Here is a 25,575-nt window from a genome sequence, read left to right on the forward strand (position 1 = left end):
GATCAGTCCCTCCACAAATATGGGAAAAGCAATAAGGCGGTAGCTATTACAATAGCATTGATAGCGCACAAAACGCCAATGTTACCGTAAAAGAAGCTTCGGTCTACCCCGTCCATTGCACTCTTGCTTAATTTAATAAGCACCAGTATAACAGGGATAATAACCGGGAAGCTTAATATGGCCATCAGGGTACCGTTATTACCGGCCTTTGACGCGATGGCCGAGATCATGGTAAATACGGTAGAAAAACTGACGCTTCCTAACAGCACCGCCAGGAAATAATACAGCGGATCGCCAAGGGTGTTGGTGAAAAATACTTTATAGATAATTAATGCCAGTGTGCTCAGCAAAGCCATCAGCAAAATATTATAGATTGTTTTAGACAGAATAATTGCCTGCGGACTGGCAATGGAGTAATAATAAAGCAGCCGGCTTTTACTTTCCTGCATAAAGCTTTTGGCTATGGCATTTACCGATGCAAACAGCATAATGATCCAGAACAACACGTTCCAAACTATGGGGTAACCGCTGCTGCTTGAAAAGCCGGGATTTAAATTGAGGGAGATATAACAAACAAAAACCGTTGAAACCACATACAGCAAAACGCCATTAAAAGCATATTTGGACCGCCACTCCAGCAAAACTTCTTTTTTTAGCAGGTACCAGGTTTCATTAACAAGTTTCATGACCGCAAATGTAATAATTACCTGCGAGTGAGTAAGGGCATTTGACAAGCTAAAAAAATTAGCTTAATTTTGAATATAACATACCAATTACCATGCCTGTAGCTTATTTCCGCACGCCTGTTGGCATTGCCCGCATTACTGAAGAAGATGGCTTTATAGCATCCGTATCCATACGCGATGAGGAATACGAGATTGAACCTGCCCCCACCCCGCTGTTGCAAGCTGCTATTGATGAGTTAAATGAGTACTTTGCCGGCACAAGGAAGGAATTTACCTTTCCTATAAAGCAGGAAGGCAGTGAGTTTCAACAACAGGTTTGGGACGAGCTGTTACAGATCCCTTATGGAGCAACCATTACTTACGCCCAGCAGTCAAACCAGATGAACAATCCTTTGGCCATTAGGGCAATAGCATCTGCCAACGGTCGTAATAACCTTTGGGTTGTAGTGCCCTGTCACCGGGTAATAGGTTCAAATGGCAGCTTAACCGGCTACGCAGGCGGGGTGTGGCGCAAAAAATGGCTGCTTGAGCACGAGGCAAAGGTACTGGGCGTTGGGCAAACCAGGCTGGAGTTTTAAACGCCCACCTTCAATAACCTCGACATTTTTTCATGCAGCTGATAAGGCTGGAACGGCTTCGAAAGCACGTCGTTCATCCCTGCCGATAATGCTTCCTGCTGCTCATGATCATAACTTGCTGCCGATAGCGATATGATTGGAATACTCCGTTTAGGTTCCTCAAAATCAACGCGGATGGTTTTGGCTGCCTGGTAACCGTTCATTTCGGGCATGTGCGTATCCATTAAAATAATGTCATAGTCTTTATTGGTAAGCCTGTCAATAACCTTGCGCCCGTTATCAACCATCTCTACCTCTACATTCCAATCCTTTAATATCTTGGAGAGCATAAACTGGTTCACCATATTATCTTCGGCTACCAGCACCCGTACATTATTAAATGGCGGCAGTATCTTATCAGTTTTGGGAGCTGCCTTGCCTTTGGGCTTAATGCTTATGGTATACCAGCAAACAAAATTGAAAGTGCTGCCCCTGCCTACCTGGCTGCTTACGGTAAGTTCGCCTCCTTTTAACTCGGCAAGCTTTTTCACTATGGTTAAACCAAGCCCGGTACCGCCGTATTTATTTACGGTATCTTCTTCGGCCTGTTCAAATGATTCAAAGATCCTGTTAAGCCTGTCGGCCGGGATCCCGATACCTGTATCCTCAACACTGAACTTCAGTTTCACCTTATCATTGTGCTTTTGAAGTATGGTGATCCTGAGCTTTACATATCCCCTTTCGGTAAATTTAAGCGCATTGCTCAGCAGGTTCATCAATATCTGGTTCAGGCGCAATGAATCCAACATAAGGTATTCAGGCACTTCATCTTCAATATCCAGCAAAAATTCGATATTATTTTCGTCGGCTTTAAACTTAAGCAGGTTAAAAACCGAGTTTACAATGTCATAAACATTATTTGAGGTGCGGATGATACTGAATTTACCCGCTTCAATTTTTGATATATCAAGCACATCATTGATCACACCCAATAATGATTTTGATGAGGTGTCAAGCAAATCAAGCATCCCCATTTGCTGATCGGTAAGGGTGGTTTTACGCAACAGCGAAGTGATACCTATAATACCATTAACCGGTGTACGCAGTTCATGGCTCATATTGGCCAAAAAAGTTTCTTTTACCTTTTTGCTGTATTCTGCGTTTTCCTTTGATTTGATGAGCTGTTCCTGGTAACTTTTTTGCGGAGAAATATCACTGATATTAATAAATATGGTTTTGTTACGGTATGCTGCCCGGCATTCCACCCAAATTACCCTTTTATCAAAAGTTTCAAACTTAAACTCAAAAATGGCATAATTCAGGTTGTCTTTAATGATCTCGCCCAGTTTTTTGCGAAACGACGGCCTATGATCGTCTATGGCCAGGTCAACAATACTTTTACCAATAAGTTCATCAGGCCTGAAACCCATTATCTTTTCGACGGTGGGGTTGATATTCTCAATGCGGAGGCTTTGTGCGTCAACCGAAGTGATAACATCGGCCGAGTTTCTTACAACTATAGCATAATCCTGCAGCTCATCGTTTTTTTGCTTTAATTCGGCCTGGGTGCGGGCCAGCTGTACAAATGAGTCAACCTTGGCCGATGTAATGTAAGGGTCAAGCGGTTTGTAAAGATAATCTACGGCCCCGGTACCGAGGCCTTTAACGGCATACTTGGCTTCCTTTGAAATAGCGGTAACAAAAATAACCAGGATATCTTTGGTACGCGGGTTTGATTTAAGCATTTCCACCAGCTCAAAGCCGTCCATTTCGGGCATCTGAACATCAACTAAGGCAATGGCTATATTGGTTTCCCAGGCAATTTTAAGGGCTTCATTTGGCGAAGTAGTAGAGAATATCTTAATATCATCGCGTTCCAGCAATGCTTCAAGCGCAATAATATTCTCTTCTCTGTCATCAACAATTAGAATATTAACAGGGGTCATTTAATATTAATTAGGGGGTTGGTGATTGTTATGAAAGTAAAAGTTTAAAAATCTCATCCTGTGTTAAAACATAGTCGGCAGCACCTAAATTTATAGCCGCCCTTGGCATTTCGGCCATTTCAGCATCACCGGGCTCCTGCGCTATGGTAAGGCTGCCGCTTTTTTTTAATTTTAATAAGCCTTCGGCGCCATCCTGATTAGCTCCCGACAATAATATCGCCATGCACCTATCACCATAAACCTCGGCAGCGCTTTCAAAAGTAACATCTATTGATGGCTTTGAATACCATACCGGTTCCGAAACGTCCAGGCTAAAATAACCGCCATGTTCAATTAAGGTATGATAATTTGCCGGGGCAATATACATAGTATTCGTTTTAAGAATATCCTTGTCCTCAATTTCGCGCATGTACATACGGCTATTCTCGGCAAATAGTTTCTCTATTTCGCTGAAAAAATTTTTTTTCCTGTGTATGATAAGGATTACGGTTTTCCCCAGTTTTTCGGGAAGATCTTTTATGATCCGGAATAAAATTTTGAACGAGCCTGCCGATCCGCCCAATAATATGACCTGGGCGGCATGCCATCTTTCCAGTAACTTTTTATCAGGTCCCAACTTTTTGGTAAATGTTTTCTTTTTGGTTGATCACCTTAAACTTACTCTTAAACGAATCTGACCGGATGGTTTCTTTGCTGCCAAGGCATAAATAACCCAGCGGACAAAGGCTTTTATAAAACAGGTCGAGGATCCGTTCCTGCAGGTATGTTTCAAAGTAAATAAAAACATTCCGGCAACTTATCATCTGAAACTCATTAAATACCGTATCTGATATTAAATTATGCACCGAAAACAGCGTATTTTGCTTTAACTCATTATGTATCGATGCGGCATCGTACAAAATAGTAAAATGATCTGTAATTGAACCTTTTAAATCGGTATACTGATAGTTTTCTGCATAACTTTTTATATTACGCAAACTGTAAATCCCTTTACGGGCCTCCCTTAAAACCTCGGTATTGATATCCGTACCGTATATAAACGACTTTTTGCCCAAACCAGCCTCGTTCAGCAATATGGCCATGGAGTAAACCTCTTCGCCGGTTGAGCAGCCCGCACTCCAGATTTTGACGTGCTGGTAAGTTGAAAGATACGGAACAACCTGCGAGTTAACCGCACGATAGAATGAAGGATCGCGGAACATCTCGGTTACGTTAACCGTAATTTCTTCCAAAAAGCCCTGAAAAAAATCCGCATCGTTAATAAGCACGTGTTTAAGGTCATAAAACTCAAACCTGTTAAGCAGCATGATGCGGGTTAACCTCCGTTTTAACGAAGCTTTGGTATAACCCGAAAAATCAAAGCCATGAACCTTTCTTACAATATCAATAAGCTCATGAACCTGTGCATGTGATATAATTCCCTGCTCTGTATCCATAACCTAACTTTCAAGCCAAAGCTGCATCAGCGATATCAGCCTGTCCATATCAACCGGCTTGGTGATATAATCATTGGCGCCGGCCGCTATACATTTTTCACGGTCGTCTTTCATTGCTTTTGCAGTTAATGCTATTACAGGCAATTTAGCCCATTTGTTTTGTTTGCGGATATGTCTTGTTGCCTCGTAGCCATCCATTTTAGGCATCATGATATCCATAAGCACTATATCAATATCCTTAATATCTTCAAGCTTAGCTATGGCTTCTTCCCCATCGTTAGCTATCTCTACATTGAGGTCATAGCTTTGCAGGGCGCTGCTCAGCGCAAAAATGTTACGCATGTCATCATCAACTATGAGCACCTTTTTACCTTTAATGGCATCCTTGCCTTTAGTCAGCGTTTTAGGTTTAGGCGATGGTGCCTGCTGTGCCGGGGCAATCGCCGTTTCGCTGATCTTGTTCAGGAACAGGTTAACCTCGTCAATCAGCCTGTCGGATGATTTATTGGTTTTAACCACCATAGCGTTGGCATAGTGCATTAGCCTGTTAACCGATGTTTTATCAAGCTCCATTGCGGTATTGATGATAACCGGCAGCGAAGCAAAGCGGTCAACCTCTTTGATCTTATCCAGCAAATCAAGCCCCGAAATATCAGGCAGGTTAAGGTCAAGGATCACACACTGGTACTCGTTTTCATGCAGCATCCTGAATGCCGATTCGCCGTCAAAAGCCTGGTCGACAGTTATGCCCTGGCCTTGCATCAGGTCTTTCAATGCCTGGCTTTGAGCTTTGTGATCTTCAATTAGCAGGATCTGTTTAAACCGGGTGCCGCTTTGTACCATGATATCGGCGAAAAGCTTATCCAGCGTTTCGGTATTGATAGGCTTCTTCATGAAGTTGATGGCACCTTCCCTCCGTACACGGTTTGCCGCAGCATCCCCGGCCGACATCAGGTGAACCGGGATATGCATCGTATCCTCATCATTCTTTAACTCCTTCAAAATCTGCCAGCCGTCTTTACCCGGCAGCATAATATCCAGTATCACCGCATCAGGTTTGGCTTCCTTCACAATTTCAACCGCCCGGGTACCCTCATACACCATAATTGATTTATACCCATGGTCGCGGGCATAATCCTGCAATATGCTGGCAAAATTTTTATCATCCTCAACAATTACAACCAAAGGCTCTTTGCCTGGATCACGCAGGGCTGCTTTAACAGGGCTCAGGAACTCTGTTACAGGTTTAAAAGTTTCGGCAGTTGGCAATACTTCCTCAATTAAGGCCGCCGGTGTTAATTTAGCTTCATAAGGCACAGTAAGTACAAATTCGCTGCCTATACCCGGCTCACTGCTCAGGGTTATGCTGCCGCCCAAAAGAAAAGCAAGCTCACGGCTTATAGATAAGCCTAAACCGGTACCGCCATATTTACGGCTTGTTGAGCCATCTGCCTGCTGAAATGCTTCAAAAATAACTTTTTGCTTATCGGCGGGGATCCCGATACCCGAATCTTTGACGGCAAAGCTTATGGTTTTATCTTTAACACCCGGCTTTACATTAATAGCGATGGAGCCATTTTCAGAAGTAAACTTAAACGCGTTGCTTAACAGGTTCTTGATCACCTGTTCTATACGCACCTTATCGGTAAATATGGTTTGCGGCAGCTGTCTGTCTACACTTGTTGTGTAATTGATTTTTTTGTTGCTGGCTACTTCGGCAAACAGCATTTCCATATCGCCAACAATATCACTTACCCTAATATCCTCATTTTGCATATCCAGCTTGCCCGATTCAATCTTGGAAAGGTCGAGGATATCATTGATCAAAGTAAGCAGGTCATTACCGGCGTTGAAGATAACGCTGGCATATTTGATCTGGTCTTCAGAAAGGTTGGCAGGCTTGTTATCTTTAAGGATCCGTGCCAGTACCAGGATACTGTTAAGCGGCGTGCGCAGCTCATGGCTCATGTTTGCCAAAAACTCCGATTTGTACTTGCCCGTGGTTTCCAGCTCTTCAACCTTAAGGTTAATGGCCTGGCGGGCCTGTTCAATGGCCTGGTTCTTTTCTTCAAGCAAACTGGCTTTTTCTTCCAGTTCGGCATTGGTGGTACGCAGTTCTTCCTGCTGTACCCGAAGTTCTTCTTCTGAGGCCTGGAGCTCTTCCGTTTTCTGAACAAGCTCCTCATTGGTAACACGCAGTTCTTCCTGTTGTGCTTCCAGCTCTTCGGCCTGCTGCTGGGTTTCCTCGTACAGGTCGTGCATAATGGTACGGGCCTGCGAAGTGTTAACAGCTATACCTATATCATTGACAATAGCTAAAATGTATTCAGATTTATTTTTTGAGATCCCTTCATTAAAAGCAACCTCCATTACGCCTTTTAACTTTTTATCAAAAAAGAAAGGTATAATGAATGATTCGGCCAGTTCAGTTTTTAATACCGACGATGAAAGCTCAAGCTTATCGTTCAGTTTACCTTTTACAACCGCTGCTTTACCATCTTTGGCTACCTGGCCAAGCCAGCCTTCGGCCATTTGTACCGACTTTTTAACAAAATCAGGATTATGGAAGGCATATGAAGCATAAAGCTCAAGCCTGTTGCTTGCTTCATTATACAGGTAAAATGTACCTGCCGCAGCATTGGTATAGGTACAAACTTCGGTTAATATATTATTGGATAGTTCTTTTTCAACCTGCTGGCCTTGCATTTTTTCATTCAGCTGACCGGTTCCGGTAAGCAGCCAGTTTTTGGCTTCGTTATCGGCAAGCACTTTGCCAAGTTCAATATTAGCAAGCCTGATGTCTTCTTCAATTTTCTTTTGCTGATCAAAGGTTTTTTGAATATAGAAGAACAGCACCAGGATGATGAACAGGAAAACCAGTGAACCGCATGTAATTATGATTTTAACAAACGTAGATGCTTCCTGCGAGCTTTCCTTCCTGCTGGCTAACAACCGGGTTTCGGTGTTAGTTAAATGATCAATAAGCATACGGATCTGGTCCATATTCTCTTTGCCATTTAAAAACATATTGCGCTGCAACATGTAATCAAGCCCCTGACTTTCGCGCGTTTCAACATTTGTTTTGAGTATCAGCAATTGCTCCTTTACCAGTTTATTTATCGAATCAACGCGTTTTACCTGTACAGGATTATCCTTCACCAAATCCTTCAAAGTGGCAATACCATCGGCTATTTTAGGCAACGAAGCGTTATATGGTTCAAGAAATGCCTTGTTATTGGTGGCACCGTAGCCCCGCATACCTGTTTCAGCATCTATCAGATCCTGCAATAAACTTGTTGATGTATGAATAACCTTTTGAGTATGATCAACCCAGGTATTATCCTCCTCAAATTGGCGCAGACTGTTAAAAGACAAAATGCCCACCACAAAAACAAGGATGATTGATACTACAAAGCCCGCTAAAACCTGCTGGCGGAAGGAAAACTTTAACATTAGGTATTCGTATTAATCTGAATTACAAATATGTTTAAAAAAAAGCTGTAATGTTAATATTACAGCTAATTAAACATACCAGGAATATTAACTTGCTATCGTGGTATCGGTAGTGTTTGATATAAAAACCTTAGGACGGCTGCTTAAAGCACCTATTAATGCCAAAACCGGACCAGCAAACATCACATACCAGCCCCATTGAAATTTGAGCTGGCTGGTTAAAAACCTGTTAATACCTTTAAACGGAATAAAGCTGAATGCCGAATTCACTTTTAAAATAGCAGCAATCAGCAGCAATACAACAAGCCCTACTGACAGCCAGGCAGCCACACGCATAATTTTGGCCTGGTTTAGGAACGATACAATAATACCAACAACAGCCACCAGTAAAAGTACCAGGCCATAAGGCTGGTTAAGCTTGTAAATATTCCAGCTGGTTACATGGAATACCCGCAGCAAGGGGCAATAGGTTGCGGCAAACAGCAGGGTAAACCCTGCAAATGATAAAATTGAGCTAAGGCGCATATTAGGTTGTTATTTTTGTGTTATTTCCATCTTATCGGCAAAGTGGGCACAATAGTCGCGCAGGTCTTCAACAATATTTTTCTCGCCGGTTGCGCGTAAAAAGCTGTCGCCCATGGTTTGCAGGGTTTCATAAAAAAAGCGCTTCATTTCATCAACGGGCATATCCTTTGTCCAAAGGTCAATGCGCAGGGTATTTTTATAGCTTTGGTCCCAAAGGGCAAGCATCATTGATTTTACGGGCAATGCCTCTTTATTGTTTGAGTCGGTTGATTCCCAAAGGATATGTTCAGGAACATTATTATCATCAAGCGTAACGGTAAGCTTTATTTCAGCAGTTTTCATTTCAAAATTTATTTAACAAGTAAGAATATAATTATAACCAGAACAATGAAAAATGTCTCCACCATCCATATTTTTTTGGTTTCAATAAAAAAGTTGCGGAACATGATATCAATCACAAAAACCACAAAGGCAAACAACAAAAAGATCCAGCCTATGGTGCCTCCCCAATGCTCAAGCGGTCGCCCGGCTATACCGGCCCCATAAATAAAAACATAGGCTGCCACCGCTACCAAAAACGCGGTAAAAAAGTTTAAAGGGGTAAATCTGAATTTCATTGATGGGGCTTAGTGTCTTTTTTTGCTTTTGGATGATCGGCCTGTACCCTGCCTTGCTGCCTTTGAGCCATATTTGGCCTTGTCTTTATTGGCATCAAACTTTTTACGCTGGTTGAGGGATTTCTTTTCGTGGAAAGCGCCTTTAAAATCGGGGTCTTCTTTGCGCTTTTGCATATCTATTTCCCGGGCCTGGTCCTGGCGTTCTTCATAAGGGGTTTCCTCAATAAACACATCGCCCGGAATGTTTTCGACAGGAATAGTTTGCTTGATAAGCTTTTCTATCTTGCGGATATAGTATTCTTCGGACGGTGTAGCGAAAGTAATGGCCTCGCCTGATTGTAATGCACGGCCCGTGCGGCCAATCCTGTGCACATAATCCTCGATAACCACCGGCACGTCAAAATTGATCACATGGCTTACATGGCTCACATCAATACCGCGCGATGCCACATCAGTAGCTACCAGGATCTTCACTTCATCGTTTTTAAACGAATTGATGGAATTGATCCTCGTATTTTGCCCTTTATTGGCGTGTAATACCTTCACGTCCTGTTCGCCAAATTTGCGGGTCAGGAATTTAAAAACATCCTCGGCTACCGCCCGGGTTTTACAGAAAACTATCAGCTTGGTGATATCGCCCTCATTATCGAGCAGTTTTTTGAGCAGGTTTATTTTGGTTTTGATATTGGGCACATGGTATAAATGCTGGTTAACCGTTTGTGCCGGCGTAGCCTGCGGGGTAACTTCAATAACCGTCGGAAACTCCAGGAAATTGGCCGAAAGCTGGTGTACCTTTTCGCTCATCGTAGCCGAAAAAAGCAGGTTTTGCCTTTTTACCGGCACCACTTCCAGGATGCGGTTTATCTGGGGCATAAAACCCATATCCATCATTTTATCGGCCTCATCCAAAACCAGTACCTGCAGTGTTTTGGTTACGATATGCCCGGCAAGGTAAATATCCATAAAACGGCCTGGAGAAGCCACAATGATATCTACCCCTTTTTTGATTTGCTCAATTTGTGTTTTAGGGCCGATACCGCCATAAAGCACCACCACACGCAGATCAGTATTAGCAGCAAAAATTTTTACATTTTCTTCAATCTGCATGGCCAGCTCACGCGTAGGCGAAATGATGAGCGCCCGGGCATGTTCACCCTGTGCATATTTAAGCTTCATGATAATGGGCAATACGTAGGCCGCCGTTTTACCGGTGCCTGTTTGCGCTATACCCATCACATCCTGCCCGTTCAAAATAGGCGGGATAGCTTTTTGCTGGATAGGCGTAGCTTCGGTATAACCGGCATCGGCTATCGCGTTCAGGATTTGCCGGTTAAAATTAAAATCTTCAAAGTTTACAGCCATGCCGCAAAGATAGGCTTTTTGTTGAAGTAGGAACAATTGCCCAAAACATGGCGGTGTCAGGAATTGGATAGAAGCAGGAAGTCAAGAGGCAGGAAACAAGATGGTTTGTGGTGAATTGGAGAAGTAAGAAAGCAGGAGTCAGGAAACAAGACCGACAATACTATCGGCAAGCATAAATCTCTAAATTTATTATTAATACATCTGCAACCTTTTTTAGGTTACTAACATCTTCATTTAATATTCGTATTTTATACTTCCTCCATATATCTCTAATATAAATTACTTTTTAATTGAGATGAAAAGAATAATGACTATTGCCTTGCTGGCATTTCTTGAATTTTATTTTGTTCAATCAATTGCCCAAACAACTCATCCGGCAGGAAATAACCGGCTATTTACTCCTGTACAATTACAGCAAGATTATCGGGTATTGATTAAAACTTTACAGGAAGCCTATCCAAGCACCTATCGTTATAATACTAAAAATGACCTGGATAGGTTTTTTAAAGATAATCTGGATAAGCTTCGCCGCCCAATGACAGAAAAACAATTTTATCCTTTTATTGCTGCTACCGCAGCAATAATGAAAGATGAGCATATAATTCCAACCCCGTCAGATGCCTACTATAATGAAGTGTATAAGAAGCTGACGCGATTTTTACCATTTAATTTCAAAGTGATAAAAGGCAAAATGTACGTTTACAAAAGTGCATGCCCGTATTTAAAAACAGGGGATGAAATTATTACTATAGATGGTGTCGGGGCCGAAAGTATCATACAAAAACTTATTAAGTATCTCCATCGCGATGGTTATATAAATACATTTTTGTACCGTCATTTAGAGGATTTTTCACCAACTCAAAATGAAAATATTTTCGACCTGGATTATCCGTTTTTCTATAATTTAAAGAATAAAATAACTTTAAAGATCAGGAAGCAAAAGGGCGAAGTATTAGATATCAACTGCAAGCCGCTATATTTTAAAGAGTATTCGGAATTTTATCGGAAACGAAATACCCATGAGCCACCCTTAATATTTAAATTCTTAACCAAAGATATCGCCTTCTTAAACATCAGCTCTTTTCATACTACTTATCGCGAATCATTTAAACAGGATTTTGACAAGTTGTTTGAGAACGTTTTTAACCAGCTTGATAGTAATAAAACCCCTAATTTAATACTTGATTTAAGGCGCTGCGAAGGTGGCGATAATTCTTATTTGCTGTTATTATCCTATTTAATGAACAAACCATTTCGCGTATTTGATTATATCGAAGTTGCTTACAGTGGCCTGCCATCTACCTCTGAATATTTTGAAAATACTGAAAACGCATTTTTCATCGACTCGCTTTTATATCGAAATAAATCAGGAATGTATCGGTTAAAAAGTAAATATGAGCCAACTATAGCCGGATACACTGATACTTATCCCCAACCCCATTATTTTAAAGGAAAGATATACGTGCTTACAAGTGGGGCTACAGGCTCCGCTGCGGGTATTTTATCAAGTATTTTGAGAAACAGTAAACGTGCAGTTTTCATTGGTGAAGAAACGGGGGGAGCAATGGAAGGACCAACTTCTCTGAACATACCCATTTTGATACTGCCAAACTCTAAAATTAAAATTGAAATTCCATTGATCAGGTTGCAATTAGCTGTTAAATATTCAAAGGGGAGAGGTGTAATACCTGAATATGAGGTACAGCCAACAATAAAGGATTTAATTAATAATACCGATACACAACTTAATTATACTTTAAGATTAATTAACAAAAAACAATAAACCCAGCCAGTTTGGCCGGGTTTATTGTTTTCCTGGATGTAATTCAGTCGAACAAATTGAATGATCAATAAAAAAGGATCAGGCGTTGTATGCTCCTGCAAACTCTTTGGCAAAATCCTGCAAACTCACTTTGCCGGATACTGCGGGCTTGTGCTTGTCATAATCCTCCCAAATTTTCGCGCTGCGTACCGCCGTACCCATCTCAACAAAGTTGCGGGTCATTTCGGGTGGAACACCTGCCTGCTGCAAACCCTCTGTAAGCTGTTCATCGCTAAATTCTATCCAGGGCAAACCTGGGTTACCAATAGCCTGGCCTAAAACAGCAGCCACTTCACCGGTTGTCGATTCATCACTTACAATATAACGAACGCTTTTGCTGCTAAACTCCTGCTCCAATTCTTCGGCAATGGCGGCGGCAATATCCCTGGGATGTACCATGATGAGCCTTGTATCTGCCGGGTAGTTCGATCCGATGATCCCCTGGTGCTTAATAAGCGGGATATTACTGTAAAAATTGATGTAGAAGAATGGCGCGCGGATAAACTTAACTGCTACACCATCCAGCGCACTTAAAACCCCCTCAACATCGTGCATCCCTTTTATCGGCCCTACCCCACTATCCAAATGCGCACCGATGCTGCTTAGCGCAACTACCTTTTTTATTCCCGAACGTTTGATAGCCTCCGCATAACTTTTACCGGTTTCATTTTGATATGCTCTTAAACTTTCGGCACTAAAGCTTGGTGGTACCATAGCGTAAAGCGCATCGGCACCAGTAAACGTTCCGGTCAAAAAATCGGCATCGGTTAATGAACCAATTGCAGCTTTGGCGCCCAGCGCTTCAATATCTGTCACTTTATCGGCACTGCTGCTGATTACTGTTACGTTATGCCCTGCGGCAACCAAAGTTTGTGTTAATGGTTTGCTTATATTACCTGTTGAACCTGTTACTATAATTTTCATGATTACTTGTTTTTTGTTGATGACAAAGGTATTTTTGTACTTACTTTTTTACAAGTACTTACCCTAAAGTATGTATCATCATGACTGCGATAAAAGAAAGCTCGACCATACAGGAAAACAAACAAGCCGCATTTAAAGAATGCCCGGTAACCTATGTAATGGAACGCATAAGCGGCTATTGGAAGCCTATCATTTTGTTTCACTTGCTGGCTGGCAGCAAACGTTACAGCGAATTAAAAAAGTCTATCCCAACTATTACCGAGAAAATGCTGATCCAGCACCTGAAACAACTGGAAGCAGCCGGGCTCGTGGTAAGGGAAGCGAAGCCTGTTGTACCACCGTATGTAACCTACCGGCTCAGTGAAACGGGCATGGGTTTGCGACCGGTAATGTACGCGATGGCTAAATGGGCGGTTGAGGATAGCGAAGCAAATGGCAAGGCCATTTACAGAAGTTTGGGAGACTTTCCAATAGAGCAGGAGATCGCTAACGCTATAGAAGCTTACGAAGTTTCAAAAACTTTGTAAGTTTGAACCATATCAAACAAATCCGAAATCGAACATCCCAAACGGCATAGCCCTCTTGAACACCGTTGAAAGAACAATTAAATTGTGAAAAATCCGAAATCAAAACCCATGTCTACAATCCTCATAAAAGCAGCCACCATAGTTAACGAGCATAAACAATACGTTGCCGATGTATTGATCAAAGATGGTTTGATAGATCGTATCGATAACCAGATAGACCAGCAAGCCGATGAAGTGATCAATGCCGAAGGCCTGTACCTGCTGCCCGGATGTATTGACGATCAGGTGCACTTTCGCGAGCCGGGCTTAATTTATAAGGCCGATATTTATACCGAATCCAGGGCTGCTGTTGCCGGTGGTATCACCTCATTTATGGAGATGCCGAACACCGTTCCCAACACGTTAACGCAGGAGCTTTTGGAGGATAAATACCAGATCGCATCGCAAAATTCGCTGGCTAATTACTCGTTTTTTATGGGCGCATCCAACAACAATCTGGATGAGGTTTTGCGCACCGATACCAGCAAGGTTTGCGGCATCAAAGTGTTCATGGGATCCTCTACCGGCAACATGCTGGTTGACGATCCTCACACACTCGAAAAACTCTTCGCGCAATCTCCAATGCTCATCGCAACACACTGCGAAGATGAGGCTACAATCAAGAGTAATCTTGCCCATTACAAGCAACTGCTTGGCGAAAATATTCCGGTGCGGATGCATCCAAAAATCAGGAGCGCGGAGGCCTGCTATTTGTCGTCATCAATGGCGGTTGAGCTGGCAAAAAAACACAACACCCGTTTGCATATTTTGCACATTTCTACCGAGCGGGAGACACATCTTTTTGACAACACAATTCCATTAAAAGATAAACGAATTACCGCCGAAGCCTGCATCCATCACCTGTGGTTTACCGATGCGGATTATGAAACAAAAGGCAACTATATTAAGTGGAACCCGGCAGTAAAAACAGAGGCAGACCGTGATGGTATTTTAAGAGCCGTTTTGGATGGCCGCATTGATGTTATTGCTACCGACCATGCCCCGCATACCATTGAAGAAAAAGAGCAGCCTTACCTGCAGGCCCCATCCGGCGGTCCGTTGGTTCAGCATGCTTTACCTGCCATGTTAGAGCTGTATCATCATGGCAAAATAAGCCTCGAACAAATAGCAGAAAAAATGGCGCATAACGTAGCTACACTTTTTCAAATAGAAAAACGTGGCTTTATCCGCGAAGGTTATTGGGCCGACCTTGTACTTGTAGATTTAAACAAACCCTGGAACGTAAATAAAAGCAATATCCTGTATAAGTGTAACTGGAGCCCGTTTGAAGGCAATACCTTCCGCTCACAAGTAGCTTATACATTGATATCGGGAAATCTGGCCTATGCCAATGGCAGTATTATTGAAGGTAAAGCTGGTAAACGATTGACTTTTAGCAGGTAGTCTGAATCAGAGTTTGCAGAATTTTAGGATTTACAGAATTTTCTTGAGCCCGAAACACCTGCCTAAATTTACTTTTTATTGGCGCAAGTCTTGCGCGGCGGCCCTGAGAGGGTGGATGACTTGTGACTCTGTATCGTCCTAAAATAGGTTTACGTAGAAGGCACAAGTCAACCCTGCACTATCCACCACACAAGACTTGCGCCAGAAAAAGTGTTGAAACAATCACCCCCATGACATAATTAAAAAACCGCCGTCATGTTGATTGTTTCAACATCCCACTCGCTAAGCCACATGCTAAGCAAATCGTCTACCTTTCTTGTGGGGTGCTGAAACAAGTTCAGCATGACGGCGTGGAGATGTTATTTTGCCTTTAGAGTTCGACGGGTTTATATAGCCAACATGACAATATTTTGGCTAATTCACCCCAACAAAAACTTCCACCTCCGCATTACCGGGGCTTTGTGCTTTAGCGCCGTATACATCAAAATCAGCCATATACCTCCTGTCAATATCACTTGTCCAGATCTGGTGCCAGGTTTCGCCTACCGCCTGCGGCAGCGCACCTTTAGCTACGTAGCGGTTATAATTTCCCGGTGGCACGGTGATGCAGATCAGCCCTTCCGGGATATTATCTTTCGTAGCCACCCTGCAACCGAGCACGGTAGTATAAAAACCGTCTTTGTCGCTTTCATAGTCAGTGTAAACACAATAAATATCATCGCTGAGACGGTTCACTACCTGCTGTAAAATCCCTTCGCTCATAAACCAGTTCCAGAGTCCGGCAATGTCCTTCATCGCCTGCCCGTTTTGGTTTGTCGTGCGTACCGAAATGCCGACTAAAAAGAAGCCTTTTATTTTCAATTTATCCATGTCAGGGGTATTACTATTTGTTATATTGATATATAATTAACTTTTAGTCAAATTATTACATTATCTATATAAACAATAGGTTTACAAAAATCTTATTCAATCAATTTCTTTAGCTCCTCAAAAATCCCTTTCCAATTTTGTTCAGAATGCGTTTTGGCTTCCTCATTTTTTACATTGTCCTGGGTAACGGTGAGCTCTGTTTCGCCGTTGTTTTCGGTTAGGTTATAGGTAATATTGGCGTAGTTTTCGGGCTTATCTTCGGTACCGCTCATACTGCTCCAGTAATCGTATTTTACAAATGTACCGGGATCAATATCCAGTATGGTTCCATGATCTTCATACTTCTTACCATTCCACTCGCCGCTGAATTTAATAGGCTCCCCTACCCTCCAGCTCGATTCAAGATCGGTACCAAAAAAATATTTTTTCACCATAGCAGGATCAGTAAGGCCTTGCCAAACTTTAGCCATCGGTGCTTTAAATTTCACCTGCACATTTACTGTTAATTTTTCCATAACGTAGCTTTATTTAATAGTGGTTGTTTCGCAGTGATCATTTGTTCCTTTATCTTCTCAAAATCCGCGCCGGGAACTTCAAAAAATCCAAACCTGAAGTTATAACCCCATGCTTTTTTGTTAGTGATAAAATCAAGCTCGTCAATCATCGGAGCTATCGGAACTTCGGTACATTCGTAGTAATTTACATTTCGGCGGTAAGGGATAAAATCAATGGCCATTTGCTTTTGATAGATATCTTCGTCCCGCACCTGGCCAATGGCAGTAAAGGCCTGCAAAGGCTCGTCGCCGTTCATCTTTTGCTTAGGCGAATACACCGCCACCCAGTCGCCAACCTCCATACGTTTAAGCGGCGCCAGTTTACCATGATTGGCCTGTATAAATCCCCCGGAAATGCCACGGCCAATGTGATCTTTTGATACTACTATTATCCAATGTTTCATAAGTGTATGGTTTAAATTACCCGCAAAAACACGACCAATAAAAGCCTTGCCCTGCTATTATGAAACAAAGTAACAACACACTGGTGACAGCCCTATGTCAGCAGGGAAAAAACGGATGGAAATTAATTTATTTTTTGGGTGATGGTTGCGGTAATCTCCCGTACACGCTGCAACAGTGTATCAGGTTTGAGGATTTCAGCGCGGTCGCCAAAGGTCATATACCAACGGGCAAAACCTTCTAACGAAATAGTAAGAAAAGTCATCTCAATTTTATTGCCCACGGTTTTCTCAGATACAAAACCGCCATAGTATTTTTGATGGTCGAGATAACTATGGATCTCCTTATCAACTTTGATCACCACCTGCTCAAGCTGCTTTTCGCTCGCCATTTTATCAATATAATCCTTTAGCGTAGGGTGCTTGCTGTTGATATAACTTTTATCTGTTACCATCAGCTTTTTGATGCGGTCTATCCTGAAATCGCGGTAATCATTACGCAGGCGGCAGTAAGCTATCAGGTGCCAGAAACTATCAAGAAAAAAAACGCCGACCGGCTCTACATCGCGTTTGGTGTTTTCCTGCGAGTGGGCAGCGAAGTAGTCAATGCACATGATCTTTTTACACACGATACAATCCAGTATGGTTTGAATATGATCAGTATTTCCGGCGCGTTTTTGGCTATGGCTTTTCAATACTTCGATGCTGCCGTCGAGATTTTCTAAAGCATCCTTTTCGGATGATTTAAGAATGGCCCTCACCTTATACATGGCCGATTGGTATTGTGCCGTGGTTGAGGTATCGGTAAGCTTTTCGACAAACTTTTCGGCAGTTAAAAAGGCTGTAGCTTCCTCGCGGGTAAACATAACCGGGGGCAGGCGGTAACCATCCATAATGGAGTAACCAACGCCGGCTTCACCTATAAGGGGGATACCCGCCTCTTCAAGCGTTTTAATATCACGGTAAACCGTACGCAGGCTAATGTTAAACCTATCGGCGATATCCCCCGCCTTTACTACCCTGCGTGATTGTAGTTGGATCAAAATGGCTGATATTCGGTCGATGCGGTTCATGGCGTCCAAATTAAATAAAAAACAATTTACCTTTGATTAATATTTATCTACAATATGGCCGTTCAACCCGAAGAAAAGATCATAACATTTGAAACCTATTATGATGTGATGCTTGCCCATATCATCCGTACCAAACTGGAGGGTTATGGCATTCCCTGCTTCATTGCCGATGAAAACACCATTGGTTCTAACCCGCTTTATAATCAGGCGGTGGGCGGCATTAAACTTAAAATATTTGAGCGCGACCTGGAACGTTGCCGTGAAATCTTAGCTGCCGAAGGCGATCTGCATGACCAGGACCATATTGAAATTGACGACGAAACACTTAACGCGGTGATCTGTCCTTACTGCGGCTCAACCAATGTACGCTATGGCTCTGCAACCGAAAAAAGGGTTCATTGGCTCACCGCCATCATCTCATTTTTATTAATGATATTCCCTTTTTATAGCCGTAAAGCGTGGCATTGCTTTAACTGCCAGCGGGATTTTGAATAGCCCTTTTAAGTCAGAAGTCTTAAGCTCTAAGTCGAAAGTCTTTATTTTTTAACTTGATAGCTCCTGACTTCGGACTTCGAACTCAAGGCTTCGGACTTGAGACTTCTGACTTCAGACTTAAGACTGTTTTTTATATATTAGCGCTATGTTCAACCGCCGTAAGTTCATCAAATTATCCGCCGCAGGTGCTTCATTTGCAGCGCTTTCTAAATCTACCATAGCAAAAACTGTCATATCAAGGCCCGAGGGTGGTTATCCTATCGTAATCTCGACCTGGGATTTTGGCATCATTGCCAACAAAGGTGCCTGGAAAGTATTATCAGCCGGGGGCCGTGCGCTTGATGCCATTGAAGCCGGAGCCCGCATCCCCGAAGCCGAAGATATCACCAACCATACTGTTGGCCGCACCGGCTTGCCCGATCGCGACGGACATGTTACCCTCGATTCATGTATCATGGACGAGTTTGGCAACTGCGGCTCAGTAGCTGCCATGGAGAATATAGCCCATCCTATTTCGGTAGCCCGTTTGGTGATGGAAAAAACCCCTCACGTAATGCTGGTTGGCGAAGGCGCAACCCAGTTTGCCGTTGAGCAGGGCATGAAAAAAGAAAAACTGCTAACCCCGGAAACTGAAAAGATCTGGAAAGAATGGCTTAAAAAAGCCCAGTACAGCCCCGTAATGAATATCGAAAACGGCGGCAAACCGGGCAATAAATACAACCATGATACTATTGGTATGCTGGCCATTGACGCTAAAGGCAATATCTCGGGTGGCTGCACTACCAGCGGCATGGCCTTTAAACTGCATGGCCGTGTTGGCGACAGCCCTATTATAGGCGCAGGCCTTTATGTAGATAATGAAGTGGGCGGTGCAACATCAACCGGTGTTGGCGAGGAAGTGATCCGCAATGTGGGCAGCTTTTTGGTAGTTGAGCTGATGCGCCAGGGTTTATCGCCCGAGGATGCCTGCAAAGAAGCCGTAAACCGCATTATCAAAAAGAAACCCGAGATAGCAAAAAAAATCCAGGTGGGCTTTTTAGCCATCAACAAAAAAGGTGAATACGGCGCTTATGCCATACAAAGTGGTTTTTCATACGCTGTTTGCAATGCGCAGCAGCAGGACCTGTTGATACCGGGCAAGAGTTATTATAAATAGAATTATTTAGTTCATAGATCATGGTTGATGGTTCATAGCCTTGTTCATGGCTCATAGTTGATAGCCGAAGTAATCATAAGCACTTTTGCTATGAACCATGATCTATCAACTATGAACCATCAACTAAAAAATATAAGATAAAAATGTATCAACCCGTATCGCTCGAAGTTTGTGCTAATTCGGTTACCTCGGCCCTGGCGGCCCAGGAGGGCGGCGCTGTACGTGTTGAACTTTGCGAAAATTTGAAAGATGGCGGTACCACCCCCTCGCACGGTACCATATTAATGGCCCGCAGCCTGCTCCATATCAAGCTTTATGTACTTATTCGCCCGCGCGGCGGCGACTTTTTGTACAATGATATGGAATACAAACTCATGATGGCCGATATCAGGTATTGTATTGATGCCGGATGCGATGGCATTGTGATAGGCATACTTCGGGAAGACGGCACGATAGATATAGAACGCTGTACCGAAATGGTGCGCCTCGCCCGGCAATGGGGGCTGGGCGTAACGTTCCACCGGGCTTTCGATATGTGTGCGGACCAGCACAAAGCCCTTGAAGAAATTATTGAAATGGGCTGTGAGCGGATCCTGACCTCGGGTGGTAAAAGTACCGCTATTGAAGGTGCCAGCAACTTAAACCGTCTTATTGAACAGGCTGCAGACCGCATCAGCATTATGCCCGGAAGCGGTGTAAGTGAAGCAAACGTTGCGGATCTGATCCATTTTACAGGGGCTAAAGAAGTTCATTCATCAGCAAGGATAAAAATTGCCAGCAAAATGAAGTTCCATAATGAACATATCATGATGAGCGCCGAAGCAGGTGATGAATACAGTATTGATGTAACAGGGGTTGACAGGGTTAAGGAATTGATCAGGTTGGCGAATAGTTAGATAAAAGATTCAAGAAACAAGATATCAGGACACAAGACTGGTATCTTGTAAATCCTATCAAAAGAAAGTTACAGGCAAAACCAACTCAATCCTATTTCGCCCTGTTCCACCAAAAAAGTCATCATCCAGCAGCCTGCTGTACCTGATACCGAATGTGATGCTGTTTTGATTAAAGAATTTAGTATCGAAATACAACGTACCACCTGCCGATCTGAAATTTTGTTTAAAACTGCTGCCATCCGTAAAAAAGTTGGAGGCATTGGCATGGGTATAATCAAAAAACAATGCAGCGCGCAGGCGTAACAGGTAAAACAGGTTACCAAAACCTGCATCAGGATAGGCTATTGGCATGTGGTAGGTTAAGCCAAACTTGTTCATATTATCCAGGTTTTCGGCGGTATAACCTTTGGAGAAGGGAAAATCATTAGAGAAACTGATCACGTTATCCCTCCCTTTTTGCTGGTGCGCCAGGCTGATGACAAAGTTGTGGTTCACAAACAAGCCCGGGAAGTAAAACGACCCGGTTGTTAACAGCTGTGTTGCCCCCGAACCCGAAATTGCAGATTTATAATTAACCCCTATGCTTTGTGCAAATCGTGGATAGATATTTTTCTGTGCCTGCTGACTTTGATTGCTAAAGCTGAGATAATTATTTAAATAGCTATATGATCGGTCGGCAAAGCTGCTTTTGTAGGCCTGTTGAAAGTTGATACTGTTAAAGTACAGGTCGCTGCCAAACGTAAGACTGGTTAAACGCCCGCCCTCACTAAAATTCAGGGGAACCCTCAAACCGCCGTGCACAGCAGTTTCGTTCCAGTAAACGTATTGCCCTTTATAAAAACTCCGCCTGTCGAGCGTATAATCGGCCCCGGCCGAAATGTAAGGAAACAAAGCACCATAAATGGCATCGAAACCAAACTGCTTGTAGCCTTCGTTGGTATTATAATCAAAAGACAATTCGGACTGGAAAGTATTCAGCACATTCTCGCCCGTGATAGCAAACGAGTAATTAGGGTCGCTGATGTTGGGGATGATGCTGTGAAAATTAAACAATCCATGCGCTTTGGAATAATTGGTAACCGGCAATGGCTTATCAACTATCCCTGTTACTAAATTAGCAGCCGAATCTTTTTTGAGTGCGGTGATCCCCAGATCGGGCAGGTAGCGGGCATAATCCCCCCCGGCCGCTATCCATTTCAAGTCTTTTTTCTTGGCCTGGTTAATCCGGTAACCATCGGCAGTAAAACCTACCCAGGCCAGTTTATTGTCGCTTACAGCAGGTTGGTAATAGCCTATGCCACTGTCGTTACCTGTAGGCAGCATCTCATAAACACTTTTATCGTTAAGCATCATTACAAACAGGCGGTCGTTTTTACCATCGGTTTGGGTAAAATAAAGTGTATCTTTTTTCAGGGCGATAAAACCTATCGGGCGATAACTCTGCGGTGTTAAATACGCTGTTTTACCGGTTGCGATCTCCGTAAGGGCTATCCCCATTTTACCATCCGTATTACGTGCCGCCGATAGCAATTTGCCATCGCCATAAAACTTAGGGTAGGTATAAAACAGCCCACGCGGATTTGGGATTTCCTGTTGCAGCTTACCTGCAGTATCCAAAATATGCAGCCGGCTTGCACCTGATGGATCAACCTGTACGGCAACAATGCTTTGGCCATCGGCACTAAAAGCAGGCGAAAAGTATTTTGCTTTTGAGGTGATCCGGTGTTCATGCCCTGTTTTTGCATCAAGCAGCATCAGTTCGCTATAATTACGGTACCCCCAGCGTAAATCGGGACGATAGGATGCGTAAATTATTTTACCATTGTGATAATCAAAATAACTATCCAATGAATAGGAACGAGTACTGAGCTTTACCTCTTTATCACCTGTTTTAATGACAAAGGCAGGTAAATGATCATAGGTATTTTTGGCATAGATGAGCGTACTATCGTTCACAAAGGCCGGGTATTGCCGGTTGGCATCAAAATGTCTCTTCCTTTCGGCAACCGGCTGGGCATTATCTTCGGTAAATTGCTGTTTGAAAAAAGTGAACCCGTTATTTGAAAAGGTTTTGAAACTTTCGCCGGTGTATTTTTTAACAGCCCATTGAAAAGGATAAAAACCACCGCGATAAGCCGCAGCGTCATGTGTTACGTTTTTCCACAGCTCGCTGCCATATTTTTCGCGGCCGTAGGCTACCATCATGTAGCCAAGCGGGTAATGATCGGGCACATAATCGCGGTACGAGCCATTGCGAAGCTTCATATAGCTGTAGTTTTTATCAGCAGCCCACAACGCGCGGTAACCCGTAAAAAAATAAGGTAACCGGCCCCTGCCCTGTTCACTCACCAGGGTTTCGTTAAATACGGCATCGCCTTCAAAAAACCAATTGGGTACGGCCAGGTCGTTACCCAGTGCCTGCCCGCCCTCGCCAAATATTATGCGAAGTAAATGCGACAGGCCCACATTAAAATTATTGTACTGCTGCACGTGCCTGTACTCGTGAATGGCCAACTGCTGCGGCCATGGCAGGCTGCCTATATCAAAGCTATTTTGTTCGGGGGTTAAAAAAAACTCGCTCCTGAAGGGGGCCAATCCTACATAACCGTTGGCTACGGTAGTTTGGTTTTGCAATACAATACTGATCTGTTTTTGCTTAAAGCCGATTGTTGGCCGTATCAAACCGTTCATTTGCTGAACAATATTGGCAACCCTTAGCCCAGCCGAATCCAAACCGGCCGGGAATATTACCCGTGCAGGCGATGTGTTTACCTGTTTCCACTTTATTGATGGCGGGTTACCACCAAAAACCTGCGCTTTTAATATTGTAGCAGAAAGTAATAGCGCCGGAAGTATTAATTTTTGAAGCGTTTTGTAACCGGTAAACAGATGATTCATTGAGGGTGAAAGTAAGTACAAATTGTAATTTAAACAACAAGGCTGCTTACTGAACGCTTATTAATTTGAACTGGTATAAAACAAAAAACACCCATCAAACTGACGGGTGTAAAGACAAGGTTAAAGTTAAGGTTTAGGTTTTTAATATTGTATCAATTATTATTGAAAGGTAACATTAGCAGCCTGTTATAGGTGGTGGCTATTCTTGTTTTGCAAGATTTAATCAACGCTTAAATCTCGACATTTAAAAATGCTCCCGCAATCCGTGAAAACACGGTATTTTATTCCGTTAAATAACGGTAGATAACATGATTGGATTACATAAAAAGCCCGATATGAATATACCGGGCCTGCCATTTATATTTTGATGATCTTACCACCTGTTCGCCCGGGGGCTTTGTGGGAACCAGGTTTGGGAATATGTTTTATGATGTAGATAAGTGTATGGGCTATTGCGCTTATAGCTTTCACACTAAAATGTACAAAGGGTTTCATCACTTGCCAGGCATTGCTATACTGATGTTGCACCTGCGGGCCATGCTTACCTATCCTTTTTATATCGTTAGTTGTCATAATTTTAGTTTTAAATGCTTAGTACAAAAAGCATAAAAACCTTGCCATAAATTACACCGCCAACGCCAACTCTCCTTTTATTTGCTTACGCTGTCTTTTTCTTCAGCTCAATAACTGTAACCTCCGGCCAAATGCCCAGCCTGCCCGAAAATGCCAGGAAACCAAAACCGCGGTTTACGTACAGGTAGCGGTCCTTTTCATTAGCCAGCCCAGCCCAGTCCACATAGCGGTATTTTACCGGGCTCCATCTAAAGCCGGGAATCTCTACACCAAACTGCGCCCCATGAGTATGCCCTGATAAGGTAAGATGGATGGTTGTTGGGTTATAACGAACCTGCTCTTCCCAATGGGTAGGGTCATGCGAAAGCAGTATTTTAAAAGCATCCTGGGGCACGCCCTGAAGCGCCTTATTCAAATCACCTACTTGAATGAAACCTCTGCCCCAGTTTTGGATCCCGATCAGGGAGATCTTTTGTCCGCCTTTTTCAATGGTCACATTTTCATCCAGCAGCAAACGATAACCTAATGCTTTGTGATGTTGTTTAAGCTTATCGAGGTTGGCTGCCTTTTCCTGTATGCTATCCCAATGGATATAATCACCGTAATCGTGGTTCCCCAAAATGGAAAACTGTCCGTAAGGCGCTTTGATCTGCCCGAACCTGTCGATATAAGGTTCAATTTCCGATGCTGCATTATTCACCAGGTCGCCGGTAAAAACAAACAGGTCGCTCTTTTGCGCTTTAGCCAGGTCGATACCGCGCTGCATTGCCTCCGTATTATCAAAGCTTCCCGAATGGATATCAGAAAGCTGGGTAATGGTAAAGCCATCAAAGGCATCGGGCAAATCATCAAAATAAAGTGTGGTTTTATGAAGCTTATAATCGTATTTACCCTTAAGCATGGCATAAAAAAACGAAGTGAAAGGTACAGCAGCTACCAGTACTGCTATCTCGCTGATAAACTTACGCCGGCCGGGAAAAGCTGACTGCCCGGCCCCCCTGCCCGAACCACTGATCAAATTGAATACTCCCACAAAAAACCGTCCCAGATCGCCAAGGGACAGTACAATTATGAAAACAAGTTTGGTAACAAAAAATGTAAGGAACAGGCTCAGCATCCATTCATGAAAAGGGCGCATACCGCTTGCCGTGCTAAAAGCACCAAAACCAAGCAAGAACAAAGCAGTTACACCAACCGATATGATTAAGTATCCCCATAAAACAACACTGCGCCACAGGTTTGATTGCCAGTCGGCAGTTAAGGTTTTAAGGCCGGAATGGATGTACCAATCAAACAATAAACTAATCAACGCAATAATTGCGAATACTTTTAAAAAGCCACTACTGTGCATATGGATCCAT

24 protein-coding genes are annotated in these 25,575 nt (G+C 43.1%); 7 read left to right on the top strand and 17 right to left on the bottom strand.

Annotated features, from left to right (window positions below):
- Window positions 1–2: 2 nt before the first annotated feature.
- Entirely contained in the window at window positions 3–686 is a 684-nt protein-coding gene (locus SNE26_RS13445; RefSeq protein ID WP_321559862.1) for a heme exporter protein CcmB, read from the bottom strand.
- Window positions 687–778: 92 nt separating this feature from the next.
- Here SNE26_RS13445 and SNE26_RS13450 point away from each other — a divergent pair, with 92 nt between their 5' ends.
- The gene (locus tag SNE26_RS13450) at window positions 779–1,264 is read left to right on the top strand and encodes a methylated-DNA--[protein]-cysteine S-methyltransferase (protein ID WP_321559863.1); all 486 of its coding nucleotides are present in this window, start codon (window positions 779–781) and stop codon (window positions 1,262–1,264) included.
- On the opposite strand, the gene SNE26_RS13455 is transcribed toward SNE26_RS13450, so the two are convergent.
- The 8 genes from SNE26_RS13455 to SNE26_RS13490 all read right to left on the bottom strand — a co-directional run bounded on the left by SNE26_RS13455 (window position 1,261) and on the right by SNE26_RS13490 (window position 10,582).
- Window positions 1,261–3,189 carry a response regulator gene (locus tag SNE26_RS13455; RefSeq protein WP_321559864.1) on the bottom strand — a complete coding sequence of 643 codons (1,929 nt, stop codon included), beginning with the start codon at window positions 3,187–3,189 and terminating at the stop codon, window positions 1,261–1,263. The genes SNE26_RS13450 and SNE26_RS13455 overlap by 4 nt on opposite strands.
- Before the next feature lie 28 nt (window positions 3,190–3,217).
- Entirely contained in the window at window positions 3,218–3,805 is a 588-nt protein-coding gene (locus SNE26_RS13460; RefSeq protein ID WP_321559865.1) for a chemotaxis protein CheB, read from the bottom strand.
- Window positions 3,795–4,625 carry a protein-glutamate O-methyltransferase CheR gene (locus SNE26_RS13465; protein ID WP_321559866.1) on the bottom strand — a complete coding sequence of 277 codons (831 nt, stop codon included), beginning with the start codon at window positions 4,623–4,625 and terminating at the stop codon, window positions 3,795–3,797. The genes SNE26_RS13460 and SNE26_RS13465 overlap by 11 nt, the downstream gene beginning before the upstream one ends.
- A 3-nt stretch (window positions 4,626–4,628) precedes the next feature.
- Window positions 4,629–8,078, bottom strand: a complete 3,450-nt coding sequence (locus SNE26_RS13470) for a response regulator (RefSeq protein ID WP_321559867.1) — start codon at window positions 8,076–8,078, stop codon at window positions 4,629–4,631.
- 87 nt (window positions 8,079–8,165) lie between these two features.
- A complete protein-coding gene (locus SNE26_RS13475) occupies window positions 8,166–8,603 on the bottom strand; it encodes a hypothetical protein (protein ID WP_321559868.1) in 438 nt (145 codons plus the stop codon).
- A gap of 9 nt (window positions 8,604–8,612) precedes the next feature.
- Entirely contained in the window at window positions 8,613–8,945 is a 333-nt protein-coding gene (gldC, locus tag SNE26_RS13480; RefSeq protein ID WP_110585089.1) for a gliding motility protein GldC, read from the bottom strand.
- An 8-nt stretch (window positions 8,946–8,953) separates the two neighbouring features.
- Window positions 8,954–9,220 (bottom strand): hypothetical protein, encoded by a 267-nt coding sequence (locus SNE26_RS13485; RefSeq protein WP_091211280.1) that lies wholly within the window; start codon window positions 9,218–9,220, stop codon window positions 8,954–8,956.
- A 9-nt stretch (window positions 9,221–9,229) separates the two neighbouring features.
- Entirely contained in the window at window positions 9,230–10,582 is a 1,353-nt protein-coding gene (locus SNE26_RS13490; RefSeq protein ID WP_321559869.1) for a DEAD/DEAH box helicase, read from the bottom strand.
- Window positions 10,583–10,877: 295 nt separating this feature from the next.
- Here SNE26_RS13490 and SNE26_RS13495 point away from each other — a divergent pair, with 295 nt between their 5' ends.
- Window positions 10,878–12,365: a S41 family peptidase gene (locus tag SNE26_RS13495; RefSeq protein ID WP_321559870.1), complete on the top strand. Its 1,488-nt coding sequence runs from the start codon at window positions 10,878–10,880 to the stop codon at window positions 12,363–12,365.
- Between the two features lie 78 nt (window positions 12,366–12,443).
- Here the strand turns inward: SNE26_RS13495 and SNE26_RS13500 are convergent, their stop codons facing one another.
- The gene (locus SNE26_RS13500; protein ID WP_321559871.1) at window positions 12,444–13,328 is read right to left on the bottom strand and encodes an NmrA family NAD(P)-binding protein; all 885 of its coding nucleotides are present in this window, start codon (window positions 13,326–13,328) and stop codon (window positions 12,444–12,446) included.
- Between the two features lie 80 nt (window positions 13,329–13,408).
- Here SNE26_RS13500 and SNE26_RS13505 point away from each other — a divergent pair, with 80 nt between their 5' ends.
- Both SNE26_RS13505 and SNE26_RS13510 read left to right on the top strand, forming a co-directional pair.
- Window positions 13,409–13,855, top strand: a complete 447-nt coding sequence (locus SNE26_RS13505; protein WP_321559872.1) for a helix-turn-helix domain-containing protein — start codon at window positions 13,409–13,411, stop codon at window positions 13,853–13,855.
- A gap of 108 nt (window positions 13,856–13,963) precedes the next feature.
- Window positions 13,964–15,298, top strand: a complete 1,335-nt coding sequence (locus SNE26_RS13510; protein ID WP_321559873.1) for a dihydroorotase — start codon at window positions 13,964–13,966, stop codon at window positions 15,296–15,298.
- Window positions 15,299–15,712: 414 nt separating this feature from the next.
- On the opposite strand, the gene SNE26_RS13515 is transcribed toward SNE26_RS13510, so the two are convergent.
- The 4 genes from SNE26_RS13515 to SNE26_RS13530 form a co-directional block, all read right to left on the bottom strand.
- Entirely contained in the window at window positions 15,713–16,168 is a 456-nt protein-coding gene (locus SNE26_RS13515) for a GyrI-like domain-containing protein (protein ID WP_321559874.1), read from the bottom strand.
- A 92-nt stretch (window positions 16,169–16,260) separates the two neighbouring features.
- Window positions 16,261–16,683, bottom strand: coding sequence for an SRPBCC family protein (locus SNE26_RS13520; RefSeq protein WP_321559875.1), 423 nt, complete (start codon window positions 16,681–16,683; stop codon window positions 16,261–16,263).
- On the bottom strand, window positions 16,671–17,126 hold the full coding sequence (locus tag SNE26_RS13525; protein ID WP_321559876.1) for an EVE domain-containing protein: 456 nt from the start codon (window positions 17,124–17,126) through the stop codon (window positions 16,671–16,673). The genes SNE26_RS13520 and SNE26_RS13525 overlap by 13 nt, the downstream gene beginning before the upstream one ends.
- A 122-nt stretch (window positions 17,127–17,248) precedes the next feature.
- Window positions 17,249–18,196, bottom strand: coding sequence for a YafY family protein (locus tag SNE26_RS13530; protein WP_321559877.1), 948 nt, complete (start codon window positions 18,194–18,196; stop codon window positions 17,249–17,251).
- Window positions 18,197–18,250: 54 nt separating this feature from the next.
- On the opposite strand from SNE26_RS13530, the gene SNE26_RS13535 reads away from it, so the two are divergent.
- The 3 genes from SNE26_RS13535 (at window position 18,251) to SNE26_RS13545 (ending at window position 20,743) form a co-directional block, all read left to right on the top strand.
- Window positions 18,251–18,691 carry a DUF2007 domain-containing protein gene (locus SNE26_RS13535; protein WP_090524347.1) on the top strand — a complete coding sequence of 147 codons (441 nt, stop codon included), beginning with the start codon at window positions 18,251–18,253 and terminating at the stop codon, window positions 18,689–18,691.
- 145 nt (window positions 18,692–18,836) lie between these two features.
- A complete protein-coding gene (locus tag SNE26_RS13540; protein ID WP_321559878.1) occupies window positions 18,837–19,847 on the top strand; it encodes a N(4)-(beta-N-acetylglucosaminyl)-L-asparaginase in 1,011 nt (336 codons plus the stop codon).
- A 143-nt stretch (window positions 19,848–19,990) separates the two neighbouring features.
- Window positions 19,991–20,743 (top strand): copper homeostasis protein CutC, encoded by a 753-nt coding sequence (locus tag SNE26_RS13545; protein ID WP_321559879.1) that lies wholly within the window; start codon window positions 19,991–19,993, stop codon window positions 20,741–20,743.
- Between the two features lie 57 nt (window positions 20,744–20,800).
- On the opposite strand, the gene SNE26_RS13550 is transcribed toward SNE26_RS13545, so the two are convergent.
- The 3 genes from SNE26_RS13550 to SNE26_RS13560 form a co-directional block, all read right to left on the bottom strand.
- Window positions 20,801–23,641: a hypothetical protein gene (locus tag SNE26_RS13550; RefSeq protein WP_321559880.1), complete on the bottom strand. Its 2,841-nt coding sequence runs from the start codon at window positions 23,639–23,641 to the stop codon at window positions 20,801–20,803.
- A gap of 357 nt (window positions 23,642–23,998) precedes the next feature.
- Window positions 23,999–24,214: a hypothetical protein gene (locus tag SNE26_RS13555; RefSeq protein WP_321559881.1), complete on the bottom strand. Its 216-nt coding sequence runs from the start codon at window positions 24,212–24,214 to the stop codon at window positions 23,999–24,001.
- Between the two features lie 85 nt (window positions 24,215–24,299).
- Window positions 24,300–25,565 carry a metallophosphoesterase gene (locus SNE26_RS13560; protein ID WP_321559882.1) on the bottom strand — a complete coding sequence of 422 codons (1,266 nt, stop codon included), beginning with the start codon at window positions 25,563–25,565 and terminating at the stop codon, window positions 24,300–24,302.
- Window positions 25,566–25,575: the final 10 nt, after the last annotated feature.

This window comes from Mucilaginibacter sp. cycad4 (assembly GCF_034263275.1).
GTDB lineage: Bacteria > Bacteroidota > Bacteroidia > Sphingobacteriales > Sphingobacteriaceae > Mucilaginibacter.

Coding starts and splice junctions, on each gene's coding strand:
- SNE26_RS13445 (WP_321559862.1), bottom strand. CDS start 686: ATGAAACTTGTTAATGAAACCTGGTACCTGCTAAAAAAAGAAGTTTTG.
- SNE26_RS13450 (WP_321559863.1), top strand. CDS start 779: ATGCCTGTAGCTTATTTCCGCACGCCTGTTGGCATTGCCCGCATTACT.
- SNE26_RS13455 (WP_321559864.1), bottom strand. CDS start 3,189: ATGACCCCTGTTAATATTCTAATTGTTGATGACAGAGAAGAGAATATT.
- SNE26_RS13465 (WP_321559866.1), bottom strand. CDS start 4,625: ATGGATACAGAGCAGGGAATTATATCACATGCACAGGTTCATGAGCTT.
- SNE26_RS13470 (WP_321559867.1), bottom strand. CDS start 8,078: ATGTTAAAGTTTTCCTTCCGCCAGCAGGTTTTAGCGGGCTTTGTAGTA.
- SNE26_RS13475 (WP_321559868.1), bottom strand. CDS start 8,603: ATGCGCCTTAGCTCAATTTTATCATTTGCAGGGTTTACCCTGCTGTTT.
- gldC (WP_110585089.1), bottom strand. CDS start 8,945: ATGAAAACTGCTGAAATAAAGCTTACCGTTACGCTTGATGATAATAAT.
- SNE26_RS13485 (WP_091211280.1), bottom strand. CDS start 9,220: ATGAAATTCAGATTTACCCCTTTAAACTTTTTTACCGCGTTTTTGGTA.
- SNE26_RS13490 (WP_321559869.1), bottom strand. CDS start 10,582: ATGGCTGTAAACTTTGAAGATTTTAATTTTAACCGGCAAATCCTGAAC.
- SNE26_RS13495 (WP_321559870.1), top strand. CDS start 10,878: ATGAAAAGAATAATGACTATTGCCTTGCTGGCATTTCTTGAATTTTAT.
- SNE26_RS13500 (WP_321559871.1), bottom strand. CDS start 13,328: ATGAAAATTATAGTAACAGGTTCAACAGGTAATATAAGCAAACCATTA.
- SNE26_RS13505 (WP_321559872.1), top strand. CDS start 13,409: ATGACTGCGATAAAAGAAAGCTCGACCATACAGGAAAACAAACAAGCC.
- SNE26_RS13510 (WP_321559873.1), top strand. CDS start 13,964: ATGTCTACAATCCTCATAAAAGCAGCCACCATAGTTAACGAGCATAAA.
- SNE26_RS13515 (WP_321559874.1), bottom strand. CDS start 16,168: ATGGATAAATTGAAAATAAAAGGCTTCTTTTTAGTCGGCATTTCGGTA.
- SNE26_RS13520 (WP_321559875.1), bottom strand. CDS start 16,683: ATGGAAAAATTAACAGTAAATGTGCAGGTGAAATTTAAAGCACCGATG.
- SNE26_RS13525 (WP_321559876.1), bottom strand. CDS start 17,126: ATGAAACATTGGATAATAGTAGTATCAAAAGATCACATTGGCCGTGGC.
- SNE26_RS13530 (WP_321559877.1), bottom strand. CDS start 18,196: ATGAACCGCATCGACCGAATATCAGCCATTTTGATCCAACTACAATCA.
- SNE26_RS13535 (WP_090524347.1), top strand. CDS start 18,251: ATGGCCGTTCAACCCGAAGAAAAGATCATAACATTTGAAACCTATTAT.
- SNE26_RS13540 (WP_321559878.1), top strand. CDS start 18,837: ATGTTCAACCGCCGTAAGTTCATCAAATTATCCGCCGCAGGTGCTTCA.
- SNE26_RS13545 (WP_321559879.1), top strand. CDS start 19,991: ATGTATCAACCCGTATCGCTCGAAGTTTGTGCTAATTCGGTTACCTCG.
- SNE26_RS13550 (WP_321559880.1), bottom strand. CDS start 23,641: ATGAATCATCTGTTTACCGGTTACAAAACGCTTCAAAAATTAATACTT.
- SNE26_RS13555 (WP_321559881.1), bottom strand. CDS start 24,214: ATGACAACTAACGATATAAAAAGGATAGGTAAGCATGGCCCGCAGGTG.
- SNE26_RS13560 (WP_321559882.1), bottom strand. CDS start 25,565: ATGCACAGTAGTGGCTTTTTAAAAGTATTCGCAATTATTGCGTTGATT.